This window comes from Burkholderia sp. WAC0059 (assembly GCF_002870125.1).
Taxonomy (GTDB): domain Bacteria; phylum Pseudomonadota; class Gammaproteobacteria; order Burkholderiales; family Burkholderiaceae; genus Paraburkholderia.
The window spans coordinates 1-23,516 of sequence record NZ_PNEO01000028.1; the positions used below are offsets into that span (position 1 = coordinate 1).

Genomic DNA, 23,516 nt, shown 5'->3' on the forward strand with positions numbered 1-23,516 from the left:
TGTGCCGCCCGCGTTCACGTCCGTGCCCGAGGCCACGCCGCCTGACAGCACCGCCTGCTGGCCGCCGCTGTCCACCTGCGTCGCGACGGCGCTGCCGCCCGAACCGACATCCTGGTTGCCGCCGCCGCTCAGCACCGAGCCGCTCGCAACCGCCCCGGAATTGATGCTCTGCGTGCCGCCGCTGTTGATGACCGTGCCGCTCGCCGTGCCCCCGCCGTACAGCGCCTGTGTGCCGCTGTCGTTCACCGTCGTGTCCGAGGCCACCCCGCCCGAGGACACCGACTGGGTGCCGCCCGCGTTCACCGTCGTGCCGGTCGCGCTGCCGCCTGCATCGACCGTCTGGCTGCCGCCGTCGAGCGTCGCGCCGCTGTCCTTGCCGGTAATCGTCTGCGAGCCGCCGGACAGCACGGTCTCGCCATGGCCCGAACCGGCGAGGTCTTCGGTGCCGCCGCTGCTCACCGTCGTGTTCGCTGCGCTACCGCCCGCGCTGACCGTCTGCGTACCGCCCGCGTTCACGTCCGTGCCCGAAGCCGCGCCACCCGACGCCACCGTCTGCATGCCGCCGCTGCTCACGGTCGTGCTGGTCGCGCTGCCGCCCGCATCGACCGTCTGGCTGCCGCCGTCGAGCGTCGCGCCGCTGTCCGTGCCGCCCGCGTCAATCGTCTGCGAGCCGCCCGCGAGCACCGTTTCGTCGTAGCCCGTACCCGCCAGGTCTTCCGTGCCCCCGCTGCTCACCGTCGTATCCGAGGTCACGCCGCCTGACGACACTGTCTGCACGCCGCCGCGGTTCACTGTCGCGCTGCTCGCGCTGCCCCCGGCGTTCACGGTCTGCGAACCGCCCGCATCGACAGCCGTGTCCGAAGCCGTACCGCCGGAGGCCACCGTCTGGCTGCCGCCGTCGAGCGTCGCGCCGCTGTCCACGCCGCCGGACGCAATCGTCTGCGAGCCGCCCGCCGAGACCGTTTCGCCGTAGCCTGTACCCGCGAGGTCTTCCGTGCCGCCACTGCCGATGATCGTGCCGCTGGCGACACCGCCGGCTGCAACGGTCTGCACGCCGCCGTTGTCCACCATCGCGCTCGTTGCTTGGCCGCCCGCGTCGACCGTCTGGCTGCCGCCGTCGAGCGTCGCGCCGCTGTCCACGCCGCCGGAAGCAATCGTCTGCGAGCCGCCCGCCGAGATCGTCTCGCCGTAGCCCGAACCCGCCAGGTCTTCCGTGCCGCCACTGTCGATGATCGTGCTGCTGGCGACCCCGCCCGCATCCACCGTCTGCACGCCCCCGCTGGCAACCGTCGCACCCGTCGCGCTGCCACCGGCAGCGACCGTCTGACTGCCGCCATCGAGCGTCGCGCCGCTGTCCACCCCGCCAGCGGCAATCGTCTGTGACCCACCGGCCGAGACCGTCTCGCCGTAACCCCGACCTGCCAGGTCTTCCGTACCGCCACTGTCGATGATCGTGCCGCTCGCGACCCCGCCCGCATCCACCGACTGCACGCCGCCGCTGGCAACCGTCACGCTCGTTGCGCTGCCACCGGCAGCGACCGTCTGGCTACCGCCATCGAGCGTTGCGCCGCTGTCCACGCCGCCGGACGCAATCGTCTGCGAACCGCCCGACGAGATCGTCTCGCCGTAGCCTGTACCCGCCAGGTCTTCCGTGCCGCCGCTGTCGATGATCGTGCCGCTCGCCACGCCGCCCGCATCCACCGACTGCACGCCGCCGCTGGCAACCGTCGCACCCGTTGCGTTGCCGCCCGCGTCGACCGTCTGGCTGCCGCCATCGAGCGTCGCGCCGCTGTCCACGCCGCCAGCGGCAATCGTCTGTGACCCACCGGCCGAGATCGTCTCGCCGTAGCCCGAACCCGCCAGGTCTTCCGTGCCGCCGCTGTCGATGATCGTGCCGCTCGCCACGCCGCCCGCGTCCACCATTTGCGTGCCGCCGCTGGCAACCGTCGCACCCGTCGCGCTGCCACCGGCAGCGACCGTCTGACTGCCACCATCGAGCGTCGCGCCGCTGTCCACGCCGCCAGCGGCGATCGTCTGTGACCCACCGGCCGAGACCGTCTCGCCGTAACCCCGACCCGCGAGGTCTTCCGTGCCGCCGCTGTCGATGATCGTGCCGCTCGCCACACCGCCCGCGTCCACCATTTGCGTGCCGCCTGCGTTCACCGTCGTACCGGTCACGCTGCCGCCTGTGCTGACCGTCTGCGAACCGCCGTCGATCTGCGTGCCCGAAGCCGTGCCCCCGTCGGCGACGGTCTGCGTGCCCCCGGAAAGCGTCGTGCCGCTGGCGACACCGCCCGACCCGATCGTCTGCGAACCACCGGCGAGCACGGTGCCGCCGTCGCCCGTGCCCGCGAGGATTTCCGTACCGCCGCTATCCACCGTTGTGTCCGTCGCACTGCCGCCCGCGCTCACCGTCTGCAAGCCACCCGCGTTCACGTCCGTGCCCGAGGCCACGCCGCCTGACAGCACCGCCTGTTCGCTGCCGCTGTCCACCTGTGTTGCGACGGCGCTGCCGCCCGAGCCCACGTCCTGGTTGCCCCCGCCGCTTAGCACCGAGCCGCTCGCGACTGCGCCCGAGTTGATGCTCTGCGTGCCGCCGCTGTTGATGATCGTGCCGCTCGCGATGCCCCCGCCGTACAGCGCCTGCGTGCCGCTGTCGTTCACCGTCGTGTCCGAGGCCACGCCGCCCGAGGACACCGACTGGGTGCCGCCCGCATTCACCGTCGTGCTGGTCGCGCTACCGCCTGCCCCGATCGTCTGGCTGCCGCCGTCGAGCGTCGCGCCGCTGTCCACGCCGCCCGCGTCAATCGTCTGCGAACCGCCGGACAACACCGTCTCGTCGTCGCCGGAGCCCGCCAGGTCCTCCGTGCCGCCACTGCCGATCGTCGTGCCGGCGGCTGTACCGCCCGTGCCGACCGTCTGCGTGCCGCCCGCATCGACGGTCGTGTCCGATGCCACGCCGCCCGAAGCCACCGACTGCACGCCGCCGCTCACCGTCGTGCTGGTCGCGCTGCCGCCCGCGCTGATCGTCTGGCTGCCGCCGTCGAGCAGTGCGCCGCTGTCCACGCCGCCCGCTTCGACTATCTGTGTGCCGCCGGCCGAGACCGTCTCGTCGTAGCCGTCGCCCGCGAGCGTTTCCGTGCCGCTGCTCCCGACGGTCGTGCCGCTCACCGTGCCGCCGGCCGCCACCGACTGCGTGCCGCCGCTGCTCACGGTTGCGTCGTCGGCCGTGCCGCCCGCATCGATCGTCTGCGTACCGCCATCGTTCACGGTCGTGCCCGTCGCGCTGCCGCCCGTGTCGACGGTCTGGCTGCCGCCGTCGAGCGTCGCGCCGCTGTCCACGCCGCCCGAGGCAATGGTCTGGCTGCCGCCCGACGAGATCGCCTCGCCGAAGCCGGAACCCGCCAGATTCTCCGTCCCGCCGCTCGAAACCTGCGTACCGCTGACCGTGCCGCCCGCGAGCACCGCCTGCGTGCCGCCGTCGTTCACGGTCGTGCTCGCCGCATTGCCTTTCGCGTCGATCGTCTGCGAGCCGCCGGCATCGACGGTCGTGTCCAGCGCCGCGCCGCCCGACGACACCGACTGCACGCCGCCGCTCACCGTCGTGCTCGTCGCGCTGCCGCCGGCCTCGATCGTCTGGCTGCCGCCCGAAAGCGTGGCGCGGCTATCCGTACCGCCGGCATAGACCGTTTGCGAACCGCCTGCGTCGATCGTCTCGCCGAAGCCGCTGCCCGACAGCGCCTCCACGCCGCCGCTACTCACCTGCGTGCCGCTGACCGTGCCGCCGGCCTCCACCACCTGGCCGCCGCCGCTGTCCACCTGCGTGCCGTCGGCCTTCGCGCCCGAGCTGACCGTCTGCCAGCCGCCCGAAAGCATCGCGCCGCTGTCCGTGCCGCCTGACTCGACCGTCTGCGAACCGCCGGCGAACACCGTCTCGCCAGCGCCCGAACCCGCGAGGTTTTCCGTCCCTCCGCTCTCGACCTGCGTGCCGCTTTCGATGCCGCCCGTCAGCACCGTCTGCGTGCCGCCGTCGTTCACGGTCGCGCTCGTCGCGCTGCCACTGACACTGACCGTCTGCGAACCGCCGGCATCGACGGTCGTGCCCGAGGCCGCGCCGCCCGACGAGACCGATTGCGTGCCGCCGCTGCTGACGGTCGTGTCGACCGCGCTGCCGCCCGCGCTGATCGTCTGGCTGCCGCCGGAGAGCGTCGCGCCGCTGTCGAGGCCACCGGCTTCGACCGTCTGCGAACCGCCCGCCAGCACCGTCTCGCCGTAGCCGGAGCCCGCCAGGTCTTCCGTGCCGCCGCTGTCGACTGTCGTGCCGCTGGCGACCCCGCCGGCCGAGACCGTCTGCACGCCGCCGTTGTCGACCGTCGCACCCGTCGCGCTGCCGCCGGCATCGACCGTCTGGCTGCCGCCGTCGAGCGTTGTGCCGCTGTCCATGCCGCCCGAGGCAATCGTCTGCGAGCCGCCGGCCGCGACCGTTCCGCCGTAGCCGGAGCCCGCCAGGTCTTCCGTGCCGCCGCTGTCGACTGTCGTGCCGCTGGCGACCCCGCCGGCCAAGACCGTCTGCACGCCCCCGCCGCTCACCGTTGCGTCCGTGGCGCTGCCGCCCGCGCTCACCGTCTGCGAGCCGCCCGCGTTCACGTCCGTGCCCGAGGCCACGCCGCCTGACAGCACCGCCTGCTCGCTGCCGCTGTCCACCTGTGTTGCGACGGCGCTGCCGCCCGAGCCCACGTCCTGGTTGCCCCCGCCGCTTAGCACCGAGCCGCTCGCGACTGCGCCCGAGTTGATGCTCTGCGTGCCGCCGCTGTTGATGATCGTGCCGCTCGCGATGCCCCCGCCGTACAGCGCCTGCGTACCACTGTCGTTGACCGTCGTGTCCACGGCCACGCCGCCCGAAGACACCGACTGCGTACCGCCTGCATCGACCGTCGCGCTCGTCGCGCGGCCGCCTGAGCTGATCGTCTGCGAACCGCCCGCGTCGACGGTCGTTCCGGAGGCCGCGCCGCCCGCGAGGATCGTCTGCGAACCGCCGGAGAGCGTCGCGCCGCTGTCGATGCCGCCGGAGCCGATCAACTGCGTACCGCCCGTCTCGACCGTTTCGCCGTAGCCGGAACCGGAATCGGCCAGGACTTCCTCGCCGCCGCTCGCCACCTGCGTGCCGCTCGCCGTGCTGCCGGACAACACCACGTCCTGGACGCCGCCGCTCGCCACCGTCGTGTCCCGGGCCGTGCCGCCCGAGTCCACCAACTGGGTGCCGCCGCTGTCCACCACCGTGCCGACCGCGCTGCCGGCCGTCACTTCCTGGAGACCGGAGGCGACCGTGCCCGAAGCCACGCCGCCCGAATCGACGAATTGGCCACCGCCCGAATCGACGGTCGTGCCCGAGGCGACGCCGCCCGAGGACACCGTCTGCGTGCCGTCCCAATCGACGGTCGCGCTCGTCGCGCGGCCGCCCGAATCGATCGTCTGCGAGCCGCCCGAGTCGACGGTCGTAGCCGATGCCAGGCCGCCGGCCCTGACGGTCTGCGAGCCGCCGGAAAGCGTCGCGCCGCTGTCCACGCCGCCCGAGTCGATCAATTGCGTACCGCCCGCGTAGACCGTTTCGCCATAGCCGGAACCGGCCACCGCTTCCTCGCCGCCGCTCTCGACCTGCGTGCCGCTCGCCGTGCCGCCGGCGAGCACCCCCTGGGTGCCGCCGCTTAGCGTCGTGTCCCGTGCCGTGCCGCCCGAGGCCACAGCCTGAGTGCCCCCGCTGTTCGCTATCGTGCCGTCGGCGATCGCGCCCGAGCTGACGGACTGCCAGCCGCCGTAGGCGATCGTGCTCGAGGAGGCCACCCCTCCCGAGTCGACGTTCTGGATGCCGAGCGCGTCGACGGTCGTGCCCGAGGCGACGCCGCCCGAGGACACCGTCTGCCAGCCGCCGGAGAGCGTCGCGCCGTCCGCGCTGCCGCCCGCGCTGACCGTCTGCGAACCGGCCGAATCGATGGTCGTATCCGAGGCCGTGCCGCCGGAGCTGATCGTCTGCGAGCCGCCCGAGAGCGTCGCGCCGGTGTCGATGCCGCCCGAAGCGACCGTCTGCGAGCCGCCGGCGAACACCGTCTCGCCGGCGCCCGAACCCGCGAGGTTTTCCGTGCCGCCGCTCTCGACCTGCGTGCCGCTTTCGATGCCGCCCGCCAGCACCGTCTGCGTGCCGCCGTCGTTCACGGTCGCGCTCGTCGCGCTGCCGCTGGCACTGACCGTCTGCGAACCGCCGGCATCGACGGTCGTGCCCGAGGCCGCGCCGCCCGACGCCACCGACTGCATGCCGCCGCTGCTGACGGCCGTGTCGACCGCGCTGCCGCCCGAGCTGATCGTCTGGCTGCCGCCCGAGAGCGTCGCGCCGCTGTCGATGCCACCGGCTTCGACCGTCTGCGAACCGCCCGCCAGCACCGTCTCGCCGTAGCCCGAACCCGCCAGACTCTCGATTCCGCCGCCCGAAACCTGCGTGCCGCTCGCCGTGCCGCCCGCGAGCACCGTCTGCGAGCCGCCGGCGCTCACGATCGTGCCGTCGGCCGTCCCGCTCGCGCTGATCGTCTGGCTGCCGCCCGAGAGCGTCGCGCCGCTGTCCGTGCCGCCGGAACTCAGAATCTGCTGGCCGCCCGACAGCACCGTCGTGCCGGATGCCGTGCCCCGGTAATAGACGATCTGCGTCCCGCCCGAGCCGACTGTCGTCGCGCTCGCCGTGCCGGCTTCCACCAACTGCGTGCTGCTGCTGCCCGATATCTGCGTGTTCACGCTCTGGCCGCTCAGCACGTCCTGCACGCCGCCGTCCGATACCTGCGTGTCCTCGGCAATTCCGCCTGTGGGCACCCATTGCAGGCCCCCGTTGCTGATCACCGTGCCGCTGGCGGACCCATACAGGATCTGGAAGCCGCCGCTGTTGATCCGGGTATCGTCGGCGATGCCGCCCGCGCTCACGAGTTCGTTGCCGCCGTAGTTGAGCGTCGCGCCGCTGTCCACGCCGCCCGAGTACACCGCGAGGTAGCCGAAATTGTTGACCGTCTCGCCGTAGCCGGAACCGTAGAGGTTTTCCGTTCCGCTACTGCCCACGACCGTATTGCTGACGACCCCGCCAGCCTGCACGTCCTGCGTGCCGTTGTCGTTCACGGTCGTGCTGATCGCGCTGCCGCCCGAGCCGACCACTTCGAGGCCGCCCGAAACCAGCGCGCCGCTGTCCACGCCGCCCGCCTCGATGGTCTGCGAGCCGCCCGTGAGGACCGTTTCGCCGTAGCCGGAACCCGCGAGATTTTCGGTGCCGCCGCTCTCGACCTGCGTGCCGCTCGCGACGCCGCGTGCATCGACCGTCTGCGTGCCGTCGGCATCGACCGTCGCGCCCGAGGCCACGCCGCCCGACGACACGGTTTCCAGGCCGCCGCTGCCGACCGTCGTGCTCGTCGCGTTGCCGCCGGCATCGATCGTCTGGCTGCCGCCGGAAAGCGTCGCGCTCGTGTCGATGCCGCCCGCCTCGATGGTCTGCGAGCCGCCCGTGAAGACCGTTTCGCCGTAGCCGGAACCCGCGAGGTTTTCGGTGCCGCCGCTTTCGATCTGCGTGCCGCTTGCGGTGCCGCTGGCCAGCACCGTCTGCGTGCCGCCGTCGTTTACGGTCGCGCTCGTCGCGCTGCCGCCGGCACTGACCGTCTGCGAACCGCCGGCATCGACGACCGTGCCGTCGGCGTGGCCGCCCGAATCGATCGTCTGGCTGCCGCCGGAAAGCGTCGAGCCGCTGTCCGTACCGCCCGAGGACACGATTTGCCGGCCGCCCGAAAGGACCGTCGCGCTGACTGCCGTGCCGTCGGTGTCCAGGAGCTGCGTGCCGCCGGCGCTGACGATCGTTCCGCTTGCCGTACCGAGCACGTCTTGGGTGCCGCCGCCCGAGACCTGCGTGCCGCTTGCGGTGCCGCTCGTCAGCACGTCCTGGGTGCCGCCGCTGTCGATCAGCGTGCCGCCGGCCGATCCAGTCACCTCCTGCTTGCCGCCTCCCGAAATCAGCGTGCTTTCGGCCACGCCGCCCGAACTCACCGCCTGGGTGCCGCCGCTGTCGATCGTCGTGCTGCTGGCCGATCCGTATATCGTCTGGAGACTGCCGGCTCCCTCCAACTGGGCGCCGTCGGCCACGCCGCCCGAGCTCACCGTCTGCTGGCCGCCGGAAAGTATCGCGCCGCTGTCCGCGCCGCCGGCATAGACCGTCTGCGAGCCGCCCATGTGCACGGTTTCGGCCTCGCCGTTGCCCGACACGTTCTCCTGGCCGCCCGAGCTCACCTGCGTGCCCGACGCGAGGCCGCCCGAACTCACCGTCTGACGGCCGCCGTCCTCGACGGTCGTGTCGATTGCCGTGCCGCTCGCGGTCACGATCTGCGTGCCGCCGCCGCTCAGCAGTTGGCCGCTCATCGTCGCGCCCGAGTTGACGCTTTGCGTGCCGCCGCTGTCGATGGTCGTGTTGCTTATGGTGTTGCTGCCGTACAGCGCCTGCGTGCCGCCGCTGTCGACCGTCGTGCCCGAGGCCGTGCCGCCGGCCGAGATCGCCTGCGTGCCGCCGCTGTCGACGGTCGTGCCCGAGGCCGTGCCGCCCGCCGAAACCGTCTGCGTGCCGCTGTCGCCGATCGTCGTGCCGTCGGCCGTGCCGCTCGCCGAGACCGTCTGCATGCCGCCGCTATCGATCGTCGTGCCGCTGGCCGTGCCGCCCGAGCTGACTGTCTGGTTGCCGCCCGAGAGCGTCGCGCCGCTGTCCGTGCCGCCGGCGGCGATGGTCTGCGAGCCGCCCGCGAACACCGTTTCGCCGTAGCCGGTGCCCGCGAGGTTTTCGGTGCCGCCGCTCTCGATCTGCGTGCCGCTCGCCGTGCCGCCGGCCAGCACCGTCTGCGCGCCGCCGTCGTTCACGGTCGCGCTCGTCGCGTTGCCGCTGGCGTTCACCGTCTGGGAACCGTCCGCATCGACGATCGTGCCCGAGGCCGCGCCGCCCGACGAGACCGATTGCAGGCCGCCGCTGCTGACGGTCGTGCCGCCCGCGCTGCCGCCCGCGCTGATCGTCTGGCTGCCGCCCGAGAGCGTCGCGCCGCTGTCGATGCCGCCCGAGGAAATCGACAGCAAGCCGCCTGCGAATACCGTTTCGTCGTAGCCGCTGCCCGATTCGGCCAGTTCTTCCGTGCCGCCGCTGCTGATCTGGGTGCCGCTCACCGTGCCGCCACTGCCGGCGAGCTGCAGGCCGCCCGAGAGCACGATCGCGTCGACGGCGCGCCCGACCGACTCGGCTATTTGCCAGCCGCCCGAGGACACGGTCGTGCCCGAGGCCACGCCCCCGAGCACCCATTGCTTGCCGTTTCCCTTCGTGGTCGCGCCGATCGCGGTGCCGCCAGCGCTGACCGTTTGCGAGCCGCCCGCCTCGATCATCGTGCTCGTCGCGCTGCCGCCCGAGCCGATCGTCTGGCTGCCGCCCGAGATCGTCGCGCCGCTGTCCACGCCGCCGGACTGCACCGTCTCCGAACCTCCGCTGGCGAGCTGCGCGCCGATCGACTCGCCGCCCGAGCCGACCGTCTCCGTGCCGCCGCTGTCGACCGTCGTGTCCGAGGCCGACGCCGTTCCGCCCAGCGTGCCGGCGAAATTGTCCGCGTTCCCGCCGACGTATAGATTGCCGCCGTTGTCGACCTGCGTGCCGACGGCGCTGCCGCTGTCGAGATATTCGGTCCCGCCGCCCAGAGACGCGCTGCTCGTCGTGCCGCCCCAGACGTTCAGGCTGCCGCCGGCCGAGACGGTCGTGCCGGAGGCGAGGGCGCCGGTGCGCACGATCTGCGCGCCGCCGCTGCTGACGGTTGCGCCGTTCGCCGTGCCGCCCGACGACACGTTCTGCACGGCCGAGATGCCTTCGATCGTCGCGTCGCTGTCCGTGCCGCCGGAAATGGTTTCCTGGCCCAGGGAGAGGATCGTCGTATCCGACGCCGTACCGTCCGTCACCGTCATGACGCCGCCGCCGCTGACCACCGTGCCGACGGTCTGGCCTGTCCCCGTTATTCTTTCCGAACCGCCGCTGCTGATCTGCGTGCCGCTTGCCGTGCCGGACAGGACGGTCTGCGAGCCGCCGCTGTAGAGGATCGTGTCGACCGATTCCCCGCTGTAGACGTCCTGGTAGCCTCCTCCGTAGACGAGCGTGTCGGCGGCGTAGCCGATGGTGGAACCGCTGTCGTGGATGGACTGGGAGCCGCCGTTGCTTAGCACCGTGCCGAGCGCGGAGCCGAACGCGATGTACTGCCAGCCGCCGCTCTCGATGAGCGAGCTGACGGCCGTGCCGCCCCAGACGGACTGCGAGCCGTACGAGCCGCTGTCGACGGTGTCGTAGCTCGAGCCGCCGCCGTACACCGTTTCCACGCCGCTCGTGGCGATCCGGGTGTCGGTCGTGGTGGCGCCGCTGTAGACGAGGATGTTGCCGCCCACCGGGGAGATGGTCGTACTGACCGCCGTGCCGCCGCTCGAAACGATCATGGTGCCGCCGGAGATCACCCCGTTCGACGTGGTGCCGAGGATGGTGAGCACTTGCCCGCTCGACGTGACGAGCCCGCTCGACGTCACGCCCGAGCCGACGGTCTGGGCGTGGACGAGCTGGGGCGGCAGCGAGAGCGCGGTGGTGACGAATCCGCTCAATATCCACGCGAGCAGCCGCGGCATACGCCAGCGGCGGCGGCCGAATACGCGAGTGCCATATTTGCGGCGACGGGCGAGCGGCTTCATCGGCCTCTTCCGGGCCGACCGATATGGGTCGTCGCGCTATGGGTCGTTGTCCTGCTCACGTATGCTTTTCGCCTGCCGCCAAGGTCGGACGACGAGTCGTCCGCGATTTCGTTCAGTCCGGAATGGTCTAAACGTTCGTATGACTATTTATTGCGCGGACCTGGCGCCCCCCGATCGTGCGTTGCCTGTCTGCCTGCATTCCATCTGGTGGAATTCCAGGCGCTCTCCGGATGCGTCGTGTCGTGCCGGGCGAATCCATGCATCGGCTATCACCCCATTACGTCCAACCTGCATATCGGCCCGAAAAAAACACAACTTGAGAGCCGCACATAAGAATTGAGGTCAATTTTTGTCAAGTCGAGATTTGACGGGGTTTGGAATGAAGCGAGCGCGAGGAAAATCGGCTGGATGGCCGCAGAGCCCCATGAGGCGGGGTTTTGCGCGAGGGTGGCGAAAATAGAAAACATGAGGTTGTATTCAGAAATTGGAAATCGGATTGGAAACGATTCCCAAATCGTTTACATCGAATCGAATAAGACCTTTGAATCGTTTTTATGACGAAAGGCGGATTTTTTTAAAGCAGATGGAAAAGCGGCGCTTGCCGCCGCGCGGATTTTTTGCGATGGCGCGAGTCGCTCGTGGCGCTGCCCGTCGGCGTGCTCTCTGGCCAGCGCTTTTTTTTGAGGCGGTTTTTCGGACGTCGGCTCTGGGGTTGCTCAGAGGTAGACGTTGGGAATGTGCCCGCAGGCTTCGAAGAGCTTTTCCACGTTTTCGTCACTGAAGCGGTTGCCGCTCAGGTCGACCTCCCTGAGCGACGTCATGCTCGACAGCGCTTCGGCGAGCGTGGGCACGGCGTCGTCGCCGATCTTGTTGTCCGAGAGCTGAAGCACTTCGAGGGACGCGTTGCCCTTGACGTATTTCGCGAAGAACTTGGCGCCGGGCGTGCCGATACCGTTTTCGCGCAGATCGAGCCGTTTGAGCCGGGTATTCTCCGTGAGCGCCTCGCCGAGGTGCATCGCACCCCACGGCCCGATGTCGGCGTGGGCAAGCGTGAGCGTTTCGAGAGCACAGGGCGCGGTGTCGGCTCCGGTCGCCGGCGCCGCGAACGCGTCGTGTCCGGGGGCGTTCCCGCTGGCGGACGCACGCGCTTCGGGCGGGTTGTCGCGGCTGCCGAGCGCGATGGCGAGCGCGAGCGCGCCGGCAACGCCGACTTTGTTGCCGCTCAGGTCGAGCGTCTTGATGTGGCCCGACACGAGGGCCCGGGCCAGCGCTTCCACGCCGTCCTCGCCGATCCGGTTGCCGCTCAGGTCGAGCGTCTCGACACGGCTCAGTACGAGTGCCTGGGCCAGCGCCTCCGCGCCTTCGTCGCCGATCAGGTTCTCGCTCAGGTCGAGGTGCTGAAGTTCGCTCGCATCGATCCGTTCGTCGCTGTTCGCGGTCGGCTCGAGCGCATGGGCGATCGCGATCGCGCCCTCGTCGCCGGTCCTGGTGCTCCTCAGCGAGAGCGAGCGGAGTGTCGGGTAATCGGGCAGCAGCGCGGCGATCGCGGCCGTGCCCTTGTCGCGCAGGTAGTTGTGGTCGAGCCGCAGCCACGTCAGCGTGGGCTCGGCCTGCTTCTGGAGGCCCTGTGCCAGATACCTCGCGTTTTGCGCGTCGAGGTTGTTCGTGGCGAGATCGAGCCGCTCAAGCCCCCTGTTTTGCGCGAGCCCTTCCCCGAGGTACTGGACGCCATGGGTGTCGAGGCTGTTCTGGCTCAGGTCGAGCGACTTCAGCGCGTGGTTGACGCTGAGCATTTTGGCGACCGACTCGACGCCTTCCCAGCCGATCTGCCTGCCGGTCAGGCTCAACTGCGGCGCATCGGGCGGATCGAGACGCCAGGCGGGGGCCTTCGACTGCGTCAGCAGGGGCCGCGCTTCGGCAGTTTTGACGGGTGCGGCGGCTTCCGTCCGTGTGCGCGAGGCAAAGACGCTGATGCTGGCCGCCGTGCTGAACTGGCCGACCAGCGACCGGCCGGTGCGCCAGGCGGTCTGCGCGAGGTCGTTGCGGGGGACGGCGGCGAGCCTGGCCAGCAGGCCTGCCGCCTGGCCCCGCGCGGCGGGCTTGCGCGCCTGCGCGCCCGATTTGGACGGAGCGCCCGGCTGTTGCGGGGCTGCCGGATCGTTCGGACGGAGCGGCTCCGTCTCGACGTTGCGGGATGCGGGGAGAAAATTCGGGAACGAGGACATCGCGGTCGGCACGGACACGGACGGGATAGCCTATTGTTGGCTTCCTGGCCCGAGGCCGCCGCTTCGCGCGCGAAGTTCCGGCCATTGACGCGAAGCGTATGCGGGGCGGGGCTTGCGGGAGTCCGCCCCGCCCTCGCGTCAATTCAACTCAGCACGCTCCAGAGCGCGAGCGTGAGCACGAGCCCGACGACCGACACGATGGTTTGCAGGACCGACCACACCATCACGGTCTGCTTGAGTTCGAGGCCGAAGTACTCGCGCACCATCCAGAAGCCCGCGTCGTTCACGTGGCAGAAGAACACCGAACCCGCGCCGATGGCGAGCGCCATCAGCGAGTTGTGGGTCGCGCTCAGGCCCACGACGACGGGCGCGACGATGCCGGCCGTCGTCGTCGTGGCGACCGTGGCCGAGCCCGTCGCCTGGCGCAGCGCGACGGCGATGAGCCAGGCCAGCAGGATGAGCGGCATGTGGGCGCCGCTCGCGATCTTGCTGACGGTGTTGCTGATGCCGGCCACGACGAGCGTCTGCTCGAGGCCGCCGCCCGCGCCGATCGTGAGCAGCAGCACGGCGATGGGCGGCAGGCTCTTGCGCAGGATGCCGCTCACGCGCTCGCGCGCCATGCCCTGGCCCCAGCCCAGCGTCAGGATCGCGAACAGCACCGTGAGGCCGAGCGCGACGATCGGCTCGCCGAGGAATTCGAGCGTGCCGTAAAGGAACGTGTCGTGTGCGAGCAGCAGCGTGGCGACGGTGCGGCCGAGCATCAGGATGGCCGGCAGCAGGATGGTGAAGAGCGCGAGCCGGAACGACGGCAGCGCGTCCTCGTTCTGCGCCGGCTGCTGTTCGGTGTACATCTGGCCGAGCTCGTGCTGCGCGCCGAGCTTGATGCGCGGCGCGAGCCAGATGCCGTAGAGCGGGCCGGCCAGCACCACGGCGGGAATCGCGACGACGAGGCCGAGCAGCATGGTCAGGCCGAGGTCGGCGTGCAGCGCGCTGACGGCGATGAGCGGACCCGGGTGCGGCGGCAGCAGCGCGTGCAGCGTCGTCATCCCGCCGAGCGCGGGAATGGCGATGCGCAGGAGCGGCTGGCCCGAGCGCCTGGCCATGACGAAGATGATCGGCACCATCATCACGAGCCCGACTTCGAAGAAGAGCGGCAGGCCGATGATGACGGCGCCGAGCGTCATGGCCCACGGCAGCATGCGCGGGCTCGAATAGCCGAGCAGCGTCGAGACGAGCCGTTCGGCCGCGCCTGATTCGGCCATCAGCGCGCCGAGCATGGCGCCGAGCGCGATGATGAGGCCCACGTTGCCGAGCAGGCCGCCCGCGCCCTTGCTGAAGGCCCCCGCGATCGAGCCGAGCGGCAGGCCCGCCGCCGCGCCCGCGGCGAACGTGCCGACGAGGATCGACAGGAACGGGGCGAGCTTCAGGACGCTGATGAAGGCGATGATGACGGCAAGACCGAGCAGGCACGAGAGAATGAGGCGCGTGTCGTGAAAGGACCACGGCGCGAGGGTCGAAGGCAGATGCATGAAGTTTCCTGGTGGCGAATCCTGTAACGGGTGCGGTTGCGGGTCGACGGGCCCGCGCGGGCAAGGCGCGGGCGTTCCGTGTTCTCGTCGTTGTGTCGGCCGTCGTGCCCCCCGTTGCGTGCGATGATCGGGACGCGCGCGAGGGAGGCGGGGCGTCTCGACCGCCGGGTGGGCGGGCCGTTTCGTTGCGTCCCTGCGGCCGGGGCCGGGCAGGCAGCCAGCATTTTAGCGACATGGGCCGGAAACGGCGGGCGATATCTGCACGACGGCGCCGGATAATCGGGATCGCGGACCGCGCGGCGGGCGGCGGATGCCGGCCGGCCAGGCGCAGAGCCGCGCCCCGCGCGGGCTGGCGATGCGGCCCCGCAGCGGACCGGCCGACCCGGCCGATTAGCCCGTTATCCGGCCGTCGGTCATGTCCGGGTCACGTCCGGGTCATATCCCGTTCATTCCCGGCCGTCGCCGGGCCGGCGCGATGGCGGCCGGATTTATGTCCCCGTACCATCGACGCAAGCCGGGCGGGCACCGGGTTTGCGCCGCGTCCGGCGCCGCCGCGTGGGCGCGATCGTCGTCGGCGGCGCGCAACGGAGGTTCGGGAGGCACGACGATGAGCTACACCGAGACGATCGGCACGCACCGCTACCGCTTCGACGCGTTGAAGACGCTGCTCGCGAAGGCGGGTCCGCCGCGTTCGGGCGACCAGCTCGCGGGCCTCGCGGCCGACAGCGAGGAGGAGCGCGTCGCCGCGCAGATGGCGCTCGCGAAGGTGCCGCTGCGCGCGTTTCTGAACGAGGCGGTGATTCCCTATGAGCGCGACGAAGTCACCCGGCTGATCGTCGACGGCCACTCGCCGCAGGCGTTCGCGGAGATCGCGCATCTCGCCGTCGGCGACCTGCGCGACTGGCTGCTCGCGGCGGGCACCGACGCGCTCGTGCGCGTCACCGACGGCCTCACGCCGGAGATGGTCGCCGCCGTCTCGAAGCTCATGCGCAACCAGGACCTGATCGCGGTGGCGAAGAAGCGCCCCGTCGTCACGCGCTTTCGCAACACGATCGGTTTGCCGGGGCATCTCTCGGCGCGCCTGCAGCCGAACCATCCGACCGACGACGCGAAGGGCATCGCGGCCTCGATTCTCGACGGGCTGATGTACGGCTGCGGCGACGCCGTCATCGGCATCAATCCGGCCGGCGACAGCCCGGCCGCCGTCGCGGCGCTGCTCGCGATGATGGACGAGCTGCGCGAGCGCTACGCGGTGCCGACGCAGTCGTGCGTGCTGACCCACGTGACGAACACGATCGCGGCGATCGAGGCGGGCGCGCCCGTGGACCTCGTGTTCCAGTCGATCGCGGGCACCGAGGCGGCCAACGCGAGCTTCGGCGTGTCGCTCGCGCTGCTCGACGAGGCGCGCGAGGCGGCGCGCTCGCTCAAGCGCGGCACCGTCGGCGAGAACGTGATGTACTTCGAGACCGGCCAGGGCAGCGCGCTCTCGGCCAACGCGCATCACGGCGTCGACCAGCAGACCTGCGAGGCGCGCGCCTACGCGGTCGCGCGCCGGTTCGAACCGCTCCTCGTCAACACCGTGGTCGGCTTCATCGGGCCGGAGTATCTCTACGACGGCCGGCAGATCGCGCGCGCGGGCCTCGAAGACCACTTCTGCGGCAAGCTGCTCGGCGTGCCGATGGGTTGCGACATCTGCTATACGAACCACGCCGAGGCCGACCAGAACGACGTGGACAACCTGCTCACGCTGCTCGGCGTGGCCGGCGTCAACTTCGTCATGGGCGTGCCGGGCGCCGACGACGTGATGCTCAATTACCAGAGCACGTCGTTCCACGACGTGCTGTACGTGCGCGAGGTGCTGGGCCTGCGGCGCGCGCCCGAGTTCGAGGCGTGGCTCGCGTCGATGCAGATCGCCGACGCGCGCGGCGCGCTGCTGCCGGCCTCGGCGCGTCAGCCGCTGCTCGCGGGCGCCGGCGCATGGATGGACACCACGACGTGAGCGGACCATGAACGACTTTCTCGAACCGAACCCGTGGCAGGCGCTGCGGCGGTTCACGCCGGCGCGCATCGCGCTCGGACGCGCCGGCAGCGGCCTGCCGACCGCGCCGCTGCTCGCGTTCAATCTGGCCCACGCGCAGGCGCGCGACGCCGTGCATCGGCCGCTCGACGCCGCCGCGCTGCATGCGGCGCTGAACGCGCGGGGATGGGCGTCGCTCGACGCGCACAGCGCCGCGCCGGACCGCGCGCATTACCTGCGGCGGCCGGACCTGGGCCGCCAGCTCGCCGACGCAAGTCGCGAGCGGCTGCGCGGCGCGTCTGCCGGGGGCGATGCGCCCGATCTCGTCTTCGTGGTTGCCGACGGGCTATCCGCGCTCGCGGCGGCGCGCCACGCGCTGCCGCTGCTCGAGACGCTGGTGCCGAAGCTCGCGGGCTGGCGCATCGGGCCGGTGGTCGTGGCACGGCAGGCCCGCGTCGCGCTCGGCGACGAGATCGGCGAGCTGCTGCGCGCCCGCTGCGTCGCGGTGCTCGTCGGCGAGCGGCCCGGCCTCAGCTCGCCGGACAGTCTCGGCGTCTACCTGACCTGGGCGCCGCGCGCGGGACGCACCGACGCCGAGCGCAACTGCGTTTCGAACGTGCGGCCCGAAGGGCTCGTCTATGCCGCGGCGGCGCATCGCCTGCACTATCTGCTCGGGCAGGCGCGCCGGCTCGGGCTGACGGGCGTGAGCCTCAAGGACGACAGCGACGCCGCGCTGCCGGGCGGGGCAACGGGCGGCGAAATGGGCGGTGGGGCGGGTGTTGAATCGGGCGGCGAAGCCGATGTTGAAGCGGACGTTCAAGCGCCGGCGCCCGGCATCGCCGGGCCCGGCGAACCGGGCGCCGCCGCTTGAGGGCCCCCGGCTCGAGGGTTCGAGACGCGCCGTTGCGCGGGCCGCCGCCGGACGTGCTCTAATCTCGCACCGTTATCGTCAGGAAAATCAGTATGGCCAGCACGTTCATCTGCCGCAACCAGTCTTGCGGCACGCAATGGGAGCCGAACGAGGTGTCGATTCGCAACGAGGGGCAGGGGCTGCTGTTTCGCTGCCCGTTGTGCGGCGCGCGCAATTATGTCGAGCGCCTCGAGGCCGCCGACGGCTCGGTCGTCTACGAGCAGATCGAGGGGCGGCCGCTGCCGTAGGCGGCGCGGCGCGCGTCAGGCGCGCAGCCAGAAATATTCGCCGGAGACGAGGCCGTCGAACATCTCGTCGGTCGCCTCGATGATGTCGTTGCGCCAGTAGCGGCCGTGCTCGGCGTAGTGCGCGAGCAGGTCGGCGACCATCGGGCCGTCGAGGTCGGGCGAGAACGGCAGCCGGATGATGAGCACGATGCCGCCGGTGTCGGCGTCCAGTCCGAGCTGCGCCTGGTCCTGTGCGTAGATGAGCAGGTTGGCCTCGAGCATCAGCCGGAACACCGTCAGCGTGCGGCCGGCCGTCACCGTGCCGTAATGGAAGGTCACGTAGAGCGCGTCGAGATCGTTCTCGAAGTAGTCGAGATGGACGTCGAAGCCTTCCACTTCGATGGTCCGCGTCTCGAGCACGTAGTCGGGATCGGGCAGATCGACAGCCTGGCAGAGGTCTCTGACGACTTCCGTATAACGTTCCAGACTCATGCGCGTCGTCCTGGGAAAGAGGGCAATCGAAAGCCGGTTCGGAAAAAGACACAGGGCGCGCGGACCGCGGCCATCGAGTGGCCCGTGGTCCCGCACCCCATGCGCGGGTACTGCGTCCGCGGCGAAGCGGACAGTCGGTCGTCGGCGATCAGCTACCCGTACCGGCCGTGCTCTTGATGTCCGAGCCCAGGTCCTGAAGCTGCTTGTCGAGGCCCGAAGCGATGTTGGTTTCCAGGCCCATCTGCGTTTGCGCAGCCATGGTCTGGATGCCGATGTTGGTTTCGGCCTGCTCGGTTCCGAGCGACGAGGTCGCCTGGCTCGTGAGGCTTGCGAGGCCGGTTGCGTCCGACGCGGCACTACCGATACTGCCAAGAAGTCCTGCCATGATAATCTCCAAAGAAAAAAATTAAACAGGAAAAAAACTGCACGAAAAAACGCAAACCAAGGTTACTGCTTTCATCACTGCTTCCGGAACTGTGATGGACCTCCCTGAGATGTCCGCCCGGTTTAATCCAGATTGCTCAGTGGCGCTCCTGCCTGAGCTCGTGCAGGTTCAGCACGATGCTGCGCGCGGCGACGACTCCGCGATAAATCTTCTGCAACGCGAGGCGTTCCTCGTCGGTGCCGACCAACTGCGTGGCGTCGCTCACGCGGCCGGCCGTCGCCTCGAGCGCGGCGCCGATCTTTCGCACGCGCTCCGCGCTGTCGGGCGCCGCGAGCGTGGCTTCGAGCTGGTCCATATCTTTTGCAACGGGGGCGAGCAATTCGTACATGGCGACTCCTTTGTCGAGATCAGTTCGTCGTCCGGCCGCCGGCCGGGTACAGGTGCTTCACGCCGTCGGGCGTTTCGATGTAGCGCACGTCGCCGATCGACATCATTTCCGAGTAGTCGGTGCTGGCGATCTGCTGCGCCGGCGACGATTCCTTGACCGCCACGTCGATGCGCTTCACGTTCGCGTCGAGATCCTTGCGCACGCGGGAGAGCGCCTCGTGGAACTGCGAGAGCGAGGGCACCGTGCCGCTGATGCGGAACGCGCCGTTGCCGAGGTAGGCCACGCGGGCGCTGTCGATCGCGAGCGATTCCTGGATGCTGCGCGCGTCGTCGGACGCGACGTCGTACTGCTGGTCGATCTGGTTCGATGCGTAGCGGCCGAGCGTGGTGCGGGCGGCGACGTCGTCGGCCGGGCTCGACACCATGCCCTGCACGACGATCGTGTTGCCGCGCGGCACGGCGGTGAGGCCGGTCAGGCCCATGCCGTGCAGCGTGTCCGAGACGTTCGCGGCCAGCGCGTCCGTATTCGGCGCGGTGCTGATGGCCTGGCTCTCCTGCGTGCCGAACAGCATCACGCCGGCGACCAGCAGCGAGCCGACCATCGTGCCCGCGAGCGCGAGGCCCGTGAGCTGCGCCGTGCGCCGCTGGCTCGTGTCCCGGTGCTTCGCGGCCTGCGTGTCCGGCTTCTTCGTCCACAGTCCCGAGAGCAGCTCGACGTCGCTCGGCCACTGCGCGTCCTGCGGGCCGACGCAGAGGATGATGCTGCCGAAGGGCGCGGCGACGAAGTCCTGGATCAGCACGGCGACGCCCTGCTGTTCGCCCTCGCCGCATTCGCGGGCGGTGACGATGCCGGTTTCGTCGACCTCGATCGAGAGGGCCGGGCCCGCCCAGTCGGTGATGCAGATGTCGCTGTTTTCCGCCGCGCCTACCCGGTAGGTGCCGGCCGCGAGCGGGATCTGCGCTCCAGCGTGTGTGCCAGTCAGCAAGCGTAAGGATTTCATGAGATTCACCTTGTTGGGTACCGCTTGTTCGATGAATTGAGTCTAGAGATTTCCTCTGTCAAAGAATGTAAAAGTGCGAACCGATTGGGTCTTTTGCGAAGTAACGCGCAATGGTTTGCGCGTGTGTCGCGCATCGGGCGGCCTGGCCTGTTCTGTCTTGCCGAGGCTGCGGGAATCCGGCGAAGGGCCGCCCGGCGGAGCGCTCAGCCCGATGCGCCGGGCCGATAACGCGGGCGCCGGGTTCGCGGTTGCGCGAGGAGGCGAAAGCGAAGGGCAAAAAGCGAAGGGCAAAAAGCGAAGAAGTGCGGGGCGGGAAGCGGGCGAAGAGTAGAAAGCGGGCAGGGCGCGCGAAGCGGCATGACGGGCTGACTGCCCGAGGCACTGCTTCACGCTTGATGTTCGGAATTTGCCATCGTCGATGGCGCGTGGCCGGGCGCAGGCCGGAGGAGCGCGTGGGTTCGCCGTGAGGGCGGGTTTATCCGGCCTTGGAGTCGTCCGCTTTGGCTCGGACCGAAACCGCCGGCCAGGAGGCGCCGGCGGTTTTGCTCGCGCCCCGAGCCCTGTACAGGCTGCCCACGCGCGCGATCGAGCCACCGAGTTGCGAAAGCCTGGCCGGCCGCGTGCCGATCAGGACGAGGAGCGGCAGCAGCAGGTTGAAACGCTGGGCGCGCGGGTCCGGTTTTCCGCCGTCGGGATGCGGAATGCCGTTGGGGAACGCTTCGACGAGGCGCGCGCGAACGCGTTCGAGGCCGTCTTCGTCGACCGGATTGAGCAGCTTGAAATGCTGCCGCGTCTGGAGCAGGTCGAGCGTATTGCCGAGCACGGCGGTCGTGACGGGCATCGCCGGGTCGCCCGGCAGCTTGCGGGCGATCTCGGTGGCGAGTTTCGCCCATTGCTCGAACACGCTGCGCTCGAGCTTCGCCGGGTCGTCGGCGAACTGGGCGGCGAGCGCCTGCAGTCCGTCCGGCACCGGCTGGCTCTTGCCGGGTTTGCCCGGCCGGGCCGAAAGCTTTTGCCGCGGGCTCTCGTGCTCGTCCTCGTGGTCGCCCCGGCCGCCCCGTCCGTGCTGCTGCCGACCGTCGCCTTCGAAGCGTTTCACGCGCCGGCCGTGCTCGTCGCCTTCGCCCGCATGTTTCGCCGGGGCCTTGCCGGTTTTGGCGTGCGAATCCGCGCCGTGCGTGCGCGGCTTCAGCGACTTGAGCAAATGGCTCGACTTGTTGCCGCCCCCGGTCTTTCTCGCATGGGCGAAGCGCGTCTTCTTGCGGTAGAAGGTGACCTTGTGCTGCCGAGTCTTGTGGGTGTGTCCCGCCTGATGAGTCGCCTCGTTGCGGGCGTGCTCGACGTGCTGCTGCTCCTGCAGCGACTCGGCGCCCTGGGGACCCTGGTTCGAACGGATACGGTTCACGACGGTATCGCGATCGAAATGAGCTCGTTGCCGAACCGCAGCAGCGAGGCGCAGGCCCACGGCGCCACGATGACGACCGTGACGGTCACGGCGACGAGCTTCACGCCGAACGAAATGCTCTGGTCCTGCATCGACGTGACCGCCTGCAGGAACGAGACGAGCAACCCCGCGAGCGCCGACACCACCACGACCGGCAGCGAGATGTACAGGCACAGGAGCAGGCCTTCGGTCGTGAGGCGGACGAGGTCTTCGGTTTCCATGGCGGGAAATTCGGTCGCTATCGGTGCTATCGGGGGGGGCTATCGGTACGTCATCACGAGGCCGTGGATCAGCGTGGACCAGCCGTCCATGACGACGAAGAGCAGCAGCTTGAACGGGATCGCCACGTTGGTCGGCTGCACCTGGTTCAGGCCCATCGCCATCAGCACGTTCGCGATCACGAGGTCGACGACGATGAACGCGATGTAGAGCAGAAAGCCGATCTTGAACGCGTCGGTCATTTCCGTCAACGTGAACGCCGGCGCCAGCACGATGAGGTCGTTTTCCTGCAACTGGCTCGCCATCTGTTTCGGCCAGATCGCCGACGCCGAGAGCAGGAAGAAGCGCTTCTCGCGCTCGTGCGTGTGGCGCTCGAGGAATTGCCGGAACGGCTCCTTCGCCGCCCCGAACACGTCCATCATCGTTTGCGACGAATCCGTCGACGGCGAGTGGTGTTCCATCGCCTGCATCGCCGTCATGCCGATCGGCGCCATCACGTAGACGCTCACGAGAATGGCGATGCCGTTGAGCACCATGTTGGGCGGCACCTGCTGGACGCCGAGCGCGTTGCGCAGCAGGCCGAGCACCACCACGATCTTCGCGTAGGACGTGACGACCATCGCCACGAACGGAATCAGGCTGATCGCGACGACCGCGATCAGCAGGCCGGTAACGTCATTAAACTGGATCACTTTGGCTCGACATCTGCAGGACACGCACCCCGATATGGTCGCCGACCGCGACGAGCTCGCCGAAGCCGACCGTTTGACCGTACGATACCAGACGGATGCGTGCCTCGCGCAGCGGCACCGGCAATTCGAGCACGTACCCGGGGCGCAGGGCGGACAGTTGCGCGACCGGCAGCGAGACCGTGTCGATTTCGACCTTGATGGGCAGGTCCAGATTGCTGATTTCGACGGGCGTGCTGGCGGCGTCGGAGATCGGCGAATCCTGGAAGTGGGTTTCGTAAGCCATGTAAGGGTCTCCAGTAAGGGTCAGTCGATCCGGGTCGATCCGGGCCGCGCACCAGAGCTGGCGCGTGCCGGGGCTGCCCCAGATCACGGATGCCGCGGCCGGCTCGGCCGGTTCGGCGAAGAGGGCGGCGACGGCCGGCTGGACCGCGCGCAGGATGACGTCGCCGGGCCGCAGCGAGCGCAGCGTGTTCACGCTCATGACCTTCTCGCCGATCTGCAGGCGGCCCGGCACCGTGAGCTGGCTCACCTGCGTGGTGAACGGCATGCACTGGGCGGCGACGAGCTGCTCCAGCTTCGCGAGCCAGCCCTCGCCGATCTCGCCGAGCACGAACTCGACCGGCCGCTCGCCGATTTTGAACGCGATGCGGTAGCCGGCGCGGATTTCGTCCGTCACCGGCTGGCGCTGGAGCGCCGCGACCTTCACGCGGTCGATGCCGAGGGTGTCGAGCGCTTCGCAGACCGGGTCCAGCAGAATCGACGCGACGGCCGAGCGCAGCACGGCGTCCGCCTCGCCCTGGGGCGGCGCGTCGTGCGCCGTGGCCGTGCTGGCGAGTGCGGGATAGCGGGCGAGATCGACGACGACCGCCGCGCGCTCGCCGCCGCGCCGCCATTCGATCAGGCCGGGCGTTTGCGCCTCGAAGTCGGTCGCGCGGCCGACCGACCAGCCGGAAGCGTCGAACGCCAGCATGAGCAGCGCGCTCAGGCGCTTGTCGGCAAGCAGGCGGGCGAGTCGCGCGGTGTCGGGCGCGACGGCCGGCAGCAGCGCGGCGTGTTCCGTCGCGAGGGGCCTGACGGACGCCGGGTCCGGGCCGGGCGAAGGCGCGAGAGGCAAGGTGCAGGTGGCGCTTTCCATGTCGTCGTGTATCGGTTCGGTCTATATATGTAGAGGCGGCGGCAGGCCCGGATCCGGCGCCGCTCCGCCCCGATGCGCAGTATTGCGCA

The 23,516-nt window shown here is 70.0% G+C and carries 14 protein-coding genes; 3 read left to right on the top strand and 11 right to left on the bottom strand.

Translation table 11 applies throughout. The features are described from left to right. From CY652_RS21770 to CY652_RS21780, 3 genes are all read right to left on the bottom strand, one after another. The coding region (locus CY652_RS21770; protein ID WP_146010180.1) for an AIDA repeat-containing protein at positions 1-10,764 on the bottom strand (10,764 nt) is incomplete at its 3' end. Positions 10,765-11,480: 716 nt separating this feature from the next. After that, on the bottom strand, positions 11,481-13,007 hold the full coding sequence (locus tag CY652_RS21775; protein ID WP_146010181.1) for a hypothetical protein: 1,527 nt from the start codon (positions 13,005-13,007) through the stop codon (positions 11,481-11,483). Between the two features lie 125 nt (positions 13,008-13,132). Beyond that, entirely contained in the window at positions 13,133-14,518 is a 1,386-nt protein-coding gene (locus CY652_RS21780) for a GntT/GntP/DsdX family permease (protein ID WP_102132798.1), read from the bottom strand. Positions 14,519-15,125: 607 nt separating this feature from the next. Here CY652_RS21780 and CY652_RS21785 point away from each other — a divergent pair. The 3 genes from CY652_RS21785 (at position 15,126) to CY652_RS21795 (ending at position 17,693) form a co-directional block, all read left to right on the top strand. Beyond that, positions 15,126-16,517: an ethanolamine ammonia-lyase subunit EutB gene (locus CY652_RS21785; protein ID WP_102132799.1), complete on the top strand. Its 1,392-nt coding sequence runs from the start codon at positions 15,126-15,128 to the stop codon at positions 16,515-16,517. Between the two features lie 7 nt (positions 16,518-16,524). Next, positions 16,525-17,406, top strand: a complete 882-nt coding sequence (eutC, locus tag CY652_RS21790) for an ethanolamine ammonia-lyase subunit EutC (protein ID WP_102132800.1) — start codon at positions 16,525-16,527, stop codon at positions 17,404-17,406. 92 nt (positions 17,407-17,498) lie between these two features. After that, positions 17,499-17,693: a hypothetical protein gene (locus CY652_RS21795; protein ID WP_102132801.1), complete on the top strand. Its 195-nt coding sequence runs from the start codon at positions 17,499-17,501 to the stop codon at positions 17,691-17,693. A gap of 15 nt (positions 17,694-17,708) precedes the next feature. Here CY652_RS21795 and CY652_RS21800 read toward each other — a convergent pair whose 3' ends face one another. The 8 genes from CY652_RS21800 to sctQ all read right to left on the bottom strand — a co-directional run bounded on the left by CY652_RS21800 (position 17,709) and on the right by sctQ (position 23,427). Beyond that, complete coding sequence (locus CY652_RS21800) at positions 17,709-18,164, bottom strand: CesT family type III secretion system chaperone (RefSeq protein ID WP_102132802.1); 456 nt, start codon at positions 18,162-18,164, stop codon at positions 17,709-17,711. Between the two features lie 148 nt (positions 18,165-18,312). After that, positions 18,313-18,549, bottom strand: coding sequence for a hypothetical protein (locus CY652_RS21805; RefSeq protein ID WP_146010182.1), 237 nt, complete (start codon positions 18,547-18,549; stop codon positions 18,313-18,315). Between the two features lie 136 nt (positions 18,550-18,685). Next, the gene (locus tag CY652_RS21810) at positions 18,686-18,937 is read right to left on the bottom strand and encodes a type III secretion system protein (protein ID WP_102132804.1); all 252 of its coding nucleotides are present in this window, start codon (positions 18,935-18,937) and stop codon (positions 18,686-18,688) included. A gap of 19 nt (positions 18,938-18,956) precedes the next feature. Then, on the bottom strand, positions 18,957-19,937 hold the full coding sequence (hrpD5, locus tag CY652_RS21815; RefSeq protein WP_146010183.1) for an HrpD5 family protein: 981 nt from the start codon (positions 19,935-19,937) through the stop codon (positions 18,957-18,959). Positions 19,938-20,412: 475 nt separating this feature from the next. Further along, entirely contained in the window at positions 20,413-21,342 is a 930-nt protein-coding gene (locus CY652_RS21820; protein ID WP_102132806.1) for a hypothetical protein, read from the bottom strand. After that, positions 21,339-21,602 carry a type III secretion system export apparatus subunit SctS gene (gene sctS, locus CY652_RS21825; protein ID WP_102132807.1) on the bottom strand — a complete coding sequence of 88 codons (264 nt, stop codon included), beginning with the start codon at positions 21,600-21,602 and terminating at the stop codon, positions 21,339-21,341. The genes CY652_RS21820 and sctS overlap by 4 nt, the downstream gene beginning before the upstream one ends. A 39-nt stretch (positions 21,603-21,641) precedes the next feature. Further along, entirely contained in the window at positions 21,642-22,292 is a 651-nt protein-coding gene (sctR, locus tag CY652_RS21830) for a type III secretion system export apparatus subunit SctR (protein WP_102132808.1), read from the bottom strand. Further along, complete coding sequence (sctQ, locus tag CY652_RS21835) at positions 22,279-23,427, bottom strand: type III secretion system cytoplasmic ring protein SctQ (RefSeq protein WP_102132809.1); 1,149 nt, start codon at positions 23,425-23,427, stop codon at positions 22,279-22,281. Before sctQ ends, sctR begins: the two co-directional genes overlap by 14 nt. Positions 23,428-23,516: the final 89 nt, after the last annotated feature.